The organism is Undibacterium sp. RTI2.2 (assembly GCF_035018705.1).
Taxonomy (GTDB): Bacteria; Pseudomonadota; Gammaproteobacteria; order Burkholderiales; family Burkholderiaceae_D; genus Undibacterium.
Genome location: NZ_JASJXN010000065.1, coordinates 1 through 11276, shown reverse-complemented (window position 1 = coordinate 11276; position 11276 = coordinate 1). Strand labels below are relative to the sequence as shown.

Sequence of the window (11276 nt, the reverse complement as noted above, 5' to 3'; positions counted from 1 at the left end):
AAGAAAACCAATCGCAACAGTGGCCACACCCATGCTCGACTTTACTGGTTTGGGTATTTTGCAAGAAGCTCAATAAACATAACAATAAATACTGCAACAGTAAAACCGTTTTCTGATTTTTGGTTGCATAAGGTTTTTTAACAGAACCTGGTGGCTTTACCTCAATAGTTCTTAACGAAGGACGTCCGTTATATGACGGCGTCTATTTGGATTATAGGAATTCAGATGAAACGAAAAATTTTCCTGCGATTTTTCCTGGCTACCCAAGTCTTACTGTTGTTGGGAATCGCCTCACCTGCCTTCGCAGAACTCGTCATTGTGGTCAATCCTCAAAACCCGGCGACCAAAATGTTCCCGGCACAAGCCGCCCAGTTTTTCCTTGGAGGTTCAGTCTTATTTACTCCGGTAGACCAAGCTGAAAATTCTCCTATTCGTGCTGAGTTTTATAAAAAAGTGCTGGAAAAAGAACCTGCACAAGTTCAGGCAATTTGGTCACGAATTGTGTTTACTGGCAAAGGTAAGCCGCCCAAAGAATATAAGTCCAGCGATCAAGTAAAAAAAGCAGTAAGTGAAAATGTCAATGTAATCGGCTATATAGAAAAATCGGCGGTTGATGACACCGTAAAGGTCATCGCCATAGTTCCCTAATGCCGTCCTCTTTTCTTCGTTTTAAGGAGATTGCTTGATGAAAAAAATATTCCTTGCAACACTTGCACCACTCGTTCCGTTGCTGTTTGCTGGCAGTGCTTCAGCGATTGATTTGACTGAAGACGGCTCACTCAGATTAACAGGTTTCTATAGCCTGACCGGCGCTAAAGTGTTGAGTGGATCTGCTTTAGGCAGCAGTGCGCCATGGACGTATCAGCAATGGAAATGTCCTTGCACTATCCAAGGTTGGGAATACGGTGCGGTGTATGAAAAAGATAAAGGTTTTCAGTTCGATCAAGAGTCATTGATTGGTTTTCAAATCAAAAAGGATTTTTCACAAACCCTTTCTGCTACGACACAATTAGTCAGTCGTGCGCTTAATCCCAACGACGGATCACGTCCGACGATTGATTGGGCATATTTGACCTGGCAACCATCGGCCGATTCTAGCTGGACATTTCAGGCGGGTAAATTCCGTATTCCTCTGTATTACTACAGCGATTTTCTGTACATCGGTTACGCCTATCCTTGGGTAAGACCAGCACCAGATGTCTATGGCTGGCCCATCTATTCCTACAACGGTGGCAATGTCAGTTATCGTACCCAACTAGGCGCGTCGGATTGGGCTGCCACGGTACTTGCGTGGACCGGTAGTTACACTCAAAAAAATGATGCCTACGATACTAAGATCTATTACACAACGCCAACGCATGAGTCCTGGAAAAATATTTATGGTGCATCGGTAACGGCAAATAACGGCATCTTTGATGTACGCGGGATGATGATGTGGTACAAGGATTCGCTATGGCAAGACAATCCTGATGGCACCAGAAATACTTTTATTGATAGTCAGGCCACGCGCATTATGGGCGTCTCTGCCAATATGGATTATAAAAATTGGCTGGTCAAAGCGGAGGTTGATCGTTATGAACAGATTGATGCTTCTAAGGGGCTGAATAACGTCTATAAATATGCCTTGGTGGGAGTAGGGTATCAATACGGCGCATGGCTACCGATGTACACCGTGTCACGGTATCGCACGATCACAGAACCAATTGAAGGACGGGATACTCAAAACGTTTCACTGCGCTGGGATTTTCGCAAAAATATGGCGCTTAAAGTGCAATACGACATTAGTAAAGATAAGTCGAATTATGCTTATCCGTTCTTTGGCGATTCTAAATTGCTGTCAGTGTCATTGCAGGGTACTTTTTAAGCTTGGCTTATAAAACAAAGCAGCTCTCAGCCTGATTTTGTGAGTGAAAAAATACAGCGACTGATCAGGTCGCTTTATTTTTATGTCAGATCGTCTGGTGTGAATATAGGATATGGATAAAGATAAAAAAGATTTGTGTAAGCTCCGATTAGCTCAGTTCAGCAATGATTGTTTTATGCGGTGCACTGCTTGGTATTCGAATCTTGAACTGCGTTCCAACACCCAATTCTGAGCTTACAGAAATATGTCCGCCCAACAAACCCTCAACAATGTTGTAGCAAATATTTAAACCAAGCCCCGATCCTCCCTGACCTAATTTGGTGGTATAGAACGGGTCAAAAATTTTCTCCAGATTATTTTGTTGGATACCGATTCCATCGTCTTTAAAAGTCAACACTACAAATGAGGGATCGGTCGGATCTTGTCCGCCGCTTAAGCTCATCACGCCAATGTCTCTTCCTTCAAACGCATGGACAATCGCATTATTAAACAGGTTGGTAATCACCTGAATTAAAGGGCCAGGATAGCTGTCCAATAAAATATCCTCACTAATCTGAATCTCATAAATTAGCTTCGTTTTTTTTAGTGTTGGTCTTAGGGTAACGGCGAGTTCGCTCATCGTTTGCAGCAAATTAAATCGCCTGCGCTGTTCGCTCGTCTGATCGACGGCTACTGTTTTAAAACTGATGATTAATTCCGATGCGCGGAGTAAATTTTTGCTTAATAAGTCCCCAGCCTCTTCGGCAGCTATTAAAAATTCGTCCAAGGTTGATTTTTTTATTTGTCCATGTTGATAGACTTGTTTTACCTCGCCCGTTTTATGTGACAAGGTTGTTGAGACGGTTAAAGCGTTACCAATCGGAGTATTCAGCTCGTGTGATACACCCGCCACCAGAGCGCCGAGGCTGGCTAATTTCTCTGATTTGATCAACTGAGTCTGAGTCTCTTTCAGTTGATCAAAATTCTTCCCCAGCAGGCGATTGGCTTCCTCCAATTCTTTAGTCCGTTGTGATACGCGGGTTTCTAATGTCCGATTTAATTCTGTGATCTCCCGAATTTTTGTTTGCACTGCCTCAGCCATAAGATTGAAGTTGCTTGCCATAATCGCCAGCTCATCGGTGCCGGACACTTTGACATTGCGTTCATAACGCCCAGATACGATTTCCTTACTGGCTCGTATCAAATCATTTAAGCGTTTGGCGATACGTCGCCCTAGCAACAAAATAACAATCATTGTGCTTAGCATGACCAGACCCGTCCGGATGAGCGAATTGGTCTTTTCTTTGGTCGCCGCATCAACCAGATTTTTGGTGGACAAACCATATTGTAAAAAGCCAACTTCTCTACCAGGTAATAGCAATGGGCTTCGTATATGAATAAATCCGCGTAGTGCAGCGACATCTAAGTTATTTGTCGTGTCAGGTGTGGGGATGGTGTCGACAGACTCCAGGGTAGTGAGTAAAACCCGGCCTTCTGCATTGCCAACAATCAGATAGGTCAATCCATTTTGTGAGTTTTGATCCAGCATTTCATGGAAAAAAATGCGTACTGTTTCTAAATCATTTGCACTTGCGTAGGTCGATACGGTGAGGTTAAGAATTTGAGATGTCTGATCAATACTGGATTTGACGTTTTCAAGTACAGCGACTTTCAAAGTATGACTACTATCGTATAAAACACCACCGACTAAAAGACAGGACGACATAATTGTCGCCAAAGTGAATTGACCAATAATTGAAGAAGTGAGGCTTTTCAAACTGGCTTTCATGGCAGGCCCCGGGCATTTTCTGTAATAACGTGGTAGCTACACTAGCGCTAATCACTACACGGTCAAGATTTTTTATTGATCGTTCAGGGATTAATTCAAGTAATCATTTGACAGGCATTTTTTTACTAAAAAGACATGTGTTGATTTAATATTTACAACATCAGACTAGCTATTAATTCTGCAGATTCAATGAATTCTTAGCTCTCGCTTTTGCCCATAATCGTGGCTACTATACCTGCACAAATTGTTCGCAATTCGTTCAAAATTCATACACAATTTGATCTTAAACGAATATATTGCGCTGTGTTAATTATCGTTTTTTTGTCGCTGAATTGTCTCAAAATTGTCCCAGTAATTTTGTGCTACTCGTTTCATTTTCATCTTTCTTCCTAATATCTTCCTCAGTTGAATCACTTGTATCTTTGTTTATCAAGGAGACTTTCATGCCAGGCTTACAGCACAACCTCAAGCAAGTTAATACCGATTCGAGCGAATTAAGTAGTATTGGGCACGCTCAGCGGCGCGATTTTATTACCGAAAAAACGGTAGATAGCGGTATCTCGTTACAAAGTTCTCTAGGTACTTTGTGTGCGATTGAATACATGAAATCAGAGGGCGTGCCAGGTAGCGTAACCCAGCGCGTATTGTCACAGCCGGCGCAACGGCGTTTGCGATCCTGAGTGTTGAGTTTGAGTAGTTAATCCAGACATTCGTCAGACAATGCTCTCGGATTTTAATATACTCCCCCTATTTTTTATTAAAAATGCTTTACTCTCAAGTGATTACCTGGACGGTTAAAATATACTCACTATGAGTAATTCTCATTGGCATAAAATTTATATGAGCCTTTGCTATTGCAAAGACAGAGATTCAGTATCTTTCTAAGCCAATTTTTCTTGCTAGCTTCTGGCAAAATCTCAACAAAATTCAACTAAGTGATTCTTTGTATTTCATAATATTTTTTGTCTAGGCTGTTTTTTGATCTCTTGCACTTACCCTAATTGACATTGAGCTTGGTGCAGAACTATTTTTTTGACGTAATCTCACCGAGCTATTGGTCGTGTATGGGTGTTGGTCAGTTTTTGCAAAAGCATCATGAGATTCTTTCTCCATCATACCTGCGGTTTTAAATGCAGAGACGGCTTTGGCTAGATGCAAAGCTTGATCGTGCATGCTTTGTGCCGCCGCGGCGGCTTGCTCGACTAAGGCCGCATTTTGCTGGGTAATATCATCCATTTGCCCTAGCGCCTGATTGACTTGTTCAATGCCTGAACGCTGCTCCACACTGGCGGTAGTGATCTCGCTCATGTTATCGGCCATGCTGTGAATAGCCGTGACGATATGCGCCATCGTATGTTCTGCCGCTGTCACTTGCCGACTACCGACCCCGACTTGTTCTACCGATGTCGTGATCAACACCTTTATTTCTTTAGCCGCACTGGCAGAGCGTTGTGCCAGGTTGCGCACCTCGCTGGCGACTACCGCAAATCCCCGTCCTTGTTCTCCGGCACGTGCTGCTTCGACTGCGGCATTTAGCGCCAAAATATTAGTTTGAAAAGCGATACCGTCAATTACCCCGATGATGTCATTAATACGTTTGGATGATTGCTGAATTGCTGCCATCGTATTGATAACTTCGGCGACCGCTATTCCGCCATCTTTAGCGACGGCGCTTGCCGTGACTGCGTTTTGATTTGCATGTTCTGCGCTTGCGGCGTTTTGTTTAACGGCATTGGTTAATTCTTCCATGGAGGCTGAAGTTTCTTCCAATGATCCGGCTTGCTGCTCGGTACGCGTAGAGAGATCGGCATTGCCATGTGCAATCTCGCTGGAGGCACTGGCGATTGCTTCAGTGCCATGCCGGATATTATTAACTAGTGTCGCTAAATTGATGCGCATCAGATCAAATGCGTGCAGTAATTGCGCGACTTCGTCGGTGCCTTGGGAATCAATCGACGTGGTCAAGTCACCACCCGCAACACTGGCGACTGAGGCGCTGAGTTTTCTGACTTCTTGCGAGAACGAGGCATAGAATCCCGCCAATAAATAGGCAGATACTAATAATCCTATGAGGCTTAGCCCCAACAATATATTGCGATGAAAAATGGCTCGGTCAATACGTGCCGTCAGCGTCACATCTAACAAATCTGCCGCCGCGTCAGCATAGTCATACAAGCCTTCTGCACTTTTGCTTCCCGCAGCTAAAAACTCGGTACCAGAAGTTTGATTCAGCGTATTTAAAATTTCATTTTTTGCACGCTCCAAAAACGCAAGATTATTTGCCAGTAGCTCTTGTGGATTTTTTAACTGTGTTTTAAAAGTAGGATTTTCCTGGAACATAGCCTCAAATTGCGCAGGGATGCGAGCGATATCACGCTTAGCAAGCATCACGTCGGCATTGAGTAAAACATCCTCATTCGCTTCTAATAAACCAGTATCAATATATGGCGCACCTCTGCTAGCAATGTCAAAAATTCCTTCAGCTAACTCAGGGAAGGTTTTGGCAAATAATCCAATTAAATAATAAGTATCTACCTCTGGATCCAGGCTCAGTTTGGAGTGATTGGCAATCGTGGTCGATAACTTATTTAACTGATCAATCAATACGGTATGGTCAGCATAACTCTCGCTAGCCTTCGAGGACGTCAGCTTGCGCACTATATCAAGCCATGATTGTTTAATTTTGCTAACAGCATTTTCTGACTCAGACGCTGGGGTTTTCAGTTGTCCAGTTGTTAGTTGCGATGTGCTTATTGGGTCTAAATTAGTCTTTAACTTTGCGCTCAACGCATTTTGGATTTTAGAGGCATTATCACTAGCTGCCGCATTGCCTGCGAGTGCCAGACGGCGCAGCGCACGATGTTGTTGGGCTAGTTTGCTTAGTTCATGAATTTTTCGTATCTGCTGTAAGCCCAGACGCTCTTGCTCGGTGAACGAAATTGATTTATCTAGTTCATTGATCAGCAATCCAGTGACGAGGATAACCGGAACAGCAAATAACACGGCCACCAAGACAAACTTAGGGAATAGACGTAATCGCTGCATTAGTGCAATTGACGGTTTTAGAAAAAAATCCATATAAAGACTCCACACTTAAAAACAGGATTGCAAATAGAAGACTGCAAACAAATCACGGCAAATAACTTGTAATAAGTTATTTGTTGCACTGCGGAAATGATGCGCCCAAATTATGACGTGAGGATGAACTTGTTTTATATGCGGCGGAACAAAGTGGGGCGCTAAGCCGGTATGCATTTAATTATTGCGAGCTGGGTGGTGTCACATCGCATGCGGTGCTGGACACTACTATTGAAAAAGACAATCTGTTACAGAATCGCCTGATCGGGAACGGTAATCTAGGCTAAGCTCTTTTCGATATTGAACAACAAATTTGCGCAGCAGATTTTTATACAAAATGGATGATCTAAACACCCTGAGCAGTTTGGGCTTAACTCTTCCCACACCGGCTTATCTCATCGGCATGATACTGTTCAGTATCATCGGGATTGCCGCATACCGCTACGGCAAAAAAACTTCTCGCACAAAAACTAAATGGATCGCCGTTGGTTTAATGCTGTATCCCTATGCGGTATCAGACACCTGGTTGCTCTATATCGTTGGCATAGCTTTATGTGCTGCCTTATATTTTTACGACTGACTTTGGCATGCCTACCAAACAAGCTTTTAAATGGAGAGCGATGGGGGATTGATGTTAATAGGAGGGAGTGATTCTTTAAAGATTATTCCAGTTGTTATGTCGTTCTTCAGTCGCTTCTTTGAGTAAGTGACCAGCACGAATATCATCCTTGGGGATTTGCATGTCGCCGCCTTGCAAGGCCATCGCCAAGGCGTGAATCGCAACCGGGTAATCCAGTTTTGCCGACATTTCTAGTAGCTCGCGGGCTTTGCTTGGATTGGCTTTGACGCCTTGACCTGCGAGGTAGGCATTCGATAATAAAAACATCGCTTGCGGGCTCCCAAGATCGCTCGCAATCGTCAGCGACTTTACGGCTAAGACGTCATCACGTATAACGCCTTCTCCATTTTTTGCCATACGTGCCAGCATAAGTGCGGCGTTGGGGCTGTTGCCTTCTGCTGCTTTTTGGTACCAGGACCATGCCTTAGAAAAATCGCTGGGATGATCTACATGCGGCAGGCGATATAACTCACCTAACTGAAACGCCGCCTCGGCATCACCACCATTTGCCGCTTGCTCAAATAATGCCATTGCTGCTGAACGTTGTGCGGGGCGTGTCATATACAGCAAAGCTAATTCTCGTTGGGCGACAGGCATACCTGCTTCTGCCCATAGTCGTAACTGCGTTTCTGCTTTGGCTTGTCTGCCATGCATGGCCAGCATACCGGTCGATTCTATCTCTGCCGAATTGACTTGCTTGTCTAGTTGCGTACTGACTTGATTATTGAAGGGGTTATTCGATTCGATCTGGCAGGCAGATAAGCTAAAGCCCGTAGCTAAAACTAAAAGCGACGATGCGAGCCGGAAGTGGTGAATAGGTGAGGGCATAAAGACGTAGAAATAAGGGTGAAGCGAGTTTGAATCAAAAGACGTAAATCGTAAAAGACTCCGCTACAAAGACGCAAAGAAAATCAAAAGAAAGCTATTAAACTAAAATGAGCTTTTCTTGATTTCCCCCTGTCTTGACGCGTCTGTGTTTAAAAGTCTTTAAACGGGATTTAAACTCATATGTTTAAACTTACTTACTCAGATCAATCGTATATTTACTAAAGCCACTGGCATCCAATCCACCTTCAAGCGTCACCAGATTGAGACCGGCATTTTTTGCTAGTGCCAAATGTCCAGGTGAGGAGCGTAGGATCACTGGACCCGCAGTAGCGGTTTTGACGAAGCTCCAGCTTTTCGCGCTACCGTTGCTGGCTAAACTCACTTTGCCCGTTTGTGTGCCCAGTTTTTGTAAATAATTACTGACCACAGTTTGATTGGCATCTGGTGATTTGATTATAGTTTTGCTGCCGTCAATACCAGGGAAATTACCACCACCACCAGCACGATAATCGTTGGTTGCAACGATAAAATCATCGGTATCTGCGACTGTTTTACCCAGATAAGTTAACTTGGCAATGCGGCTTCCTGCTGGCTTAGTCACGTCAATTTGGTATTGCAGTGCATTGTTCTCGGCATAGAATACATCGTAGTTATAAATCGTAGAGTAAGACGGCACCAGATCTTGTTCTGCGGCTTTTGTGATGTCAATTTGCGCAAATTGTTTGGCTGATGTTTCTAGCCAATTTTTAAGATCAGCGCCCTTGATTTTGACTGCCTGCAAATTATTATTGCTATACAAATACAGATCACCAGGATTACGCACTTGCAAAGCAAATGTTGAAGCAGGCGCTGCACCCGGCGCTACATCAGTAAAGTCAGTTGGTCCGTTGCGTCCTGCTTTAAACGGTGCACTGCAAGAAATCACCGGGATATTTTTGTAACTAGCCAAGGTTGCATCGGTGCTGCTAGCGATAAAGTTTTTTACATAATCAAGCTGCGCCTGATTGACCAATTGGATGGCACTGACGTCACCGACCAGAGAGAAATAAGACGACATTTCAAAATCAGTACTTACACCAAGCGGTTGTTTGGCATAGGCAATAGTGGCTGCATGTTCAGTGGCGACCAATGGCGCAATCTTAGCGTCAGCGTCGACGATATTGTTACCGTCGAGGTATTTAAAGCCACGTGATTCAACCGTCGTTTTAGCAGGTTGGACTACCCATTTGCCACCTTGGAAGATTAAGGTCATTTTGATGATGCCTAGACGACGGCCCCAGCTTTGCGCCATCACCGTTGGTACACCATTGACGAAACCATTGACGGCATCCACATTGGCGCTGGCAGGGAATGCAGTGAAAGAAGGGTCAAGCGCTGCGGCTCCAATTTCTTTCCCTTTTGGGAAGATTAAGTGAGCATGACCGATCATCAATGCATCAATCCCGGTGTTGGCTAAGTAGAGGCTACCGTTTTCCATTTTAGGGCTATAAGCAGTAGCGTCTAAGCCACCATGCGAGAGTGCGACGACTAAATCAGCACCTTTGCTACGCAATTCAGGCACGTATTGTTTGGCGGATTCTTGTACGCCATTGACATAGACTTTTCCAGCCAGATTTTTTTGATCCCAATCCATAATTTGTGGCGGGACAAAACTCATGATGCCAATGTTAAGTTTGACGCTGACTTTACTGCCATCCGGCGCTGTCGCGGTGAATTGCTTAGGCAATACTGCGTACGGTTGAAAAATCGGTTTTTGGCTGGAGACGCTATTTACGTTGGTCAGAACCACCGGGAAGTTAGGTGCGCCGCAAGTGCCAGCAGGTTTGGACACGCCGGTAACACCAAAATCAGTATTCGTGATTTGACTTAAGAAACCAAGGCCATAATTAAATTCATGATTGCCCATGCCGCCACCGTCAAACTGTAAGCCATTCATGACTTTATGCACGGCCAGCGTAGAGCTGCAAGTGATCGGTGCGGCTACCGCCTGATAGTCGCCTAGCAAGGTGCCCTGAATAACATCACCGTCATCTAGCAAAACATTGTTTGGATTTTCTGCACGGGCAGATTGAATCAAAGTGGATGTACGCTCTAAGCCAAGACTGGTATCGGCGGCTAAGGAATAATAGTTATAGCTGAGAACGTTAGAATGAATATCGGTCGTTTCCAGCAAGCCAATTTGCAAGGTCGTACCTTCTGCAACGCTTGGTAAGGATGGGGTAGTGCTACCGCAACCCGCCAGACCGATGGTCAGTGTGGCAATCGCTGCAGCGATGGGAGTTAAGCGAGTTAACTTTGGCGCTACATTCAGAGTTAAATTCGTTGCAAATTTAAAAGTCATCACATCCTCAACATCAATAATTAAGAATGGCGAACTCTACGGGGTATTCATTACAAGCATGTGACCAACATTAACTTGCGAACTCGCTAACTGGTTTTATTAAGCCCCTGAGATGCCATAGCGAAAAACAGATTATCTATATTAATTCGCTATGGTACCTAAATGTCACTTGAGTTTGAATTGAGGTTGAGCCGACGCCAGCTCAACCCTTCATCAAATCACTCTACCCAACGACCTTTTTCCCAAGCCCAGTCATTACCGCGCCAGTGCCAATGACCTGGTACCCAATAATGACGAGGGCTAGGTGCTGCATACATTTGTTCTACGATCAAAGCTGGCATAGGACGAACCGCACCTTGGTACCAATGGCCACGTTGCCATACCCATGCATTGCCATGCCAGGCCCAATGTCCTTGTACCCATGCATAACCAGGACCTGGCTGCACATCGATCACTTCGGTAATCGGCGCTGGCATTTGCCTGACGATGACTTGTGGTGGTTGTTCTCTGACGACAACACGTTCTCTGACGGTGGTGGCACAACCAGCCAATGAAACTACGGCCAGCGCGAATAAAATTTTATTCAGTTTGTTATTCATTTTTTGTCCTTGCTCCTTATTTCTTAATTCAATTATCAACTCGGCTATTTCAATCATCGTGCAATCATCTTGATTTGAACATAAGTGAATTTTGCCTCACTGATGAGCTTCTTGCAAAATACCCAAACCAGTAAAGTCGAGCATGGGTGTGGCCACTGTTGCGATTGGTTTTCTTGTTT

General features: G+C 44.4%; 9 protein-coding genes. 4 read left to right on the top strand and 5 right to left on the bottom strand.

Going from position 1 to position 11276, the window contains the following annotated elements; translation table 11 throughout:
- The first annotated feature begins 225 nt into the window (after window positions 1-225).
- Window positions 226-648 (top strand): hypothetical protein, encoded by a 423-nt coding sequence (locus QN395_RS20200; RefSeq protein WP_322118430.1) that lies wholly within the window; start codon window positions 226-228, stop codon window positions 646-648.
- Window positions 649-685: 37 nt separating this feature from the next.
- Entirely contained in the window at window positions 686-1864 is a 1179-nt protein-coding gene (locus tag QN395_RS20195; RefSeq protein WP_322118431.1) for a hypothetical protein, read from the top strand.
- A 148-nt stretch (window positions 1865-2012) separates the two neighbouring features.
- Here QN395_RS20195 and QN395_RS20190 read toward each other — a convergent pair whose 3' ends face one another.
- Complete coding sequence (locus QN395_RS20190) at window positions 2013-3569, bottom strand: ATP-binding protein (protein WP_323492850.1); 1557 nt, start codon at window positions 3567-3569, stop codon at window positions 2013-2015.
- Between the two features lie 506 nt (window positions 3570-4075).
- Here QN395_RS20190 and QN395_RS20185 point away from each other — a divergent pair.
- A complete protein-coding gene (locus tag QN395_RS20185; protein ID WP_322118433.1) occupies window positions 4076-4312 on the top strand; it encodes a hypothetical protein in 237 nt (78 codons plus the stop codon).
- A 286-nt stretch (window positions 4313-4598) separates the two neighbouring features.
- Here the strand turns inward: QN395_RS20185 and QN395_RS20180 are convergent, their stop codons facing one another.
- Window positions 4599-6710, bottom strand: coding sequence for a methyl-accepting chemotaxis protein (locus QN395_RS20180; protein ID WP_322118434.1), 2112 nt, complete (start codon window positions 6708-6710; stop codon window positions 4599-4601).
- A gap of 337 nt (window positions 6711-7047) precedes the next feature.
- Here QN395_RS20180 and QN395_RS20175 point away from each other — a divergent pair, with 337 nt between their 5' ends.
- Window positions 7048-7290 carry a hypothetical protein gene (locus QN395_RS20175; RefSeq protein ID WP_322118435.1) on the top strand — a complete coding sequence of 81 codons (243 nt, stop codon included), beginning with the start codon at window positions 7048-7050 and terminating at the stop codon, window positions 7288-7290.
- 75 nt (window positions 7291-7365) lie between these two features.
- Here the strand turns inward: QN395_RS20175 and QN395_RS20170 are convergent, their stop codons facing one another.
- From QN395_RS20170 to QN395_RS20160, 3 genes are all read right to left on the bottom strand, one after another.
- Window positions 7366-8157: a tetratricopeptide repeat protein gene (locus tag QN395_RS20170; protein ID WP_323492849.1), complete on the bottom strand. Its 792-nt coding sequence runs from the start codon at window positions 8155-8157 to the stop codon at window positions 7366-7368.
- Between the two features lie 190 nt (window positions 8158-8347).
- On the bottom strand, window positions 8348-10498 hold the full coding sequence (locus QN395_RS20165) for a bifunctional 2',3'-cyclic-nucleotide 2'-phosphodiesterase/3'-nucleotidase (protein WP_322118437.1): 2151 nt from the start codon (window positions 10496-10498) through the stop codon (window positions 8348-8350).
- 218 nt (window positions 10499-10716) lie between these two features.
- Window positions 10717-11097, bottom strand: coding sequence for a YXWGXW repeat-containing protein (locus tag QN395_RS20160; RefSeq protein WP_322118438.1), 381 nt, complete (start codon window positions 11095-11097; stop codon window positions 10717-10719).
- Window positions 11098-11276 lie beyond the last annotated feature (179 nt).

Bases quoted from the DNA above. Each gene is read 5' to 3' on its own strand.
- QN395_RS20200 (WP_322118430.1), top strand. From the start codon at position 226: ATGAAACGAAAAATTTTCCTGCGATTTTTCCTGGCTACCCAAGTCTTA.
- QN395_RS20195 (WP_322118431.1), top strand. From the start codon at position 686: ATGAAAAAAATATTCCTTGCAACACTTGCACCACTCGTTCCGTTGCTG.
- QN395_RS20190 (WP_323492850.1), bottom strand. From the start codon at position 3,569: ATGTCGTCCTGTCTTTTAGTCGGTGGTGTTTTATACGATAGTAGTCAT.
- QN395_RS20185 (WP_322118433.1), top strand. From the start codon at position 4,076: ATGCCAGGCTTACAGCACAACCTCAAGCAAGTTAATACCGATTCGAGC.
- QN395_RS20180 (WP_322118434.1), bottom strand. From the start codon at position 6,710: ATGGATTTTTTTCTAAAACCGTCAATTGCACTAATGCAGCGATTACGT.
- QN395_RS20175 (WP_322118435.1), top strand. From the start codon at position 7,048: ATGGATGATCTAAACACCCTGAGCAGTTTGGGCTTAACTCTTCCCACA.
- QN395_RS20170 (WP_323492849.1), bottom strand. From the start codon at position 8,157: ATGCCCTCACCTATTCACCACTTCCGGCTCGCATCGTCGCTTTTAGTT.
- QN395_RS20165 (WP_322118437.1), bottom strand. From the start codon at position 10,498: ATGACTTTTAAATTTGCAACGAATTTAACTCTGAATGTAGCGCCAAAG.
- QN395_RS20160 (WP_322118438.1), bottom strand. From the start codon at position 11,097: ATGAATAACAAACTGAATAAAATTTTATTCGCGCTGGCCGTAGTTTCA.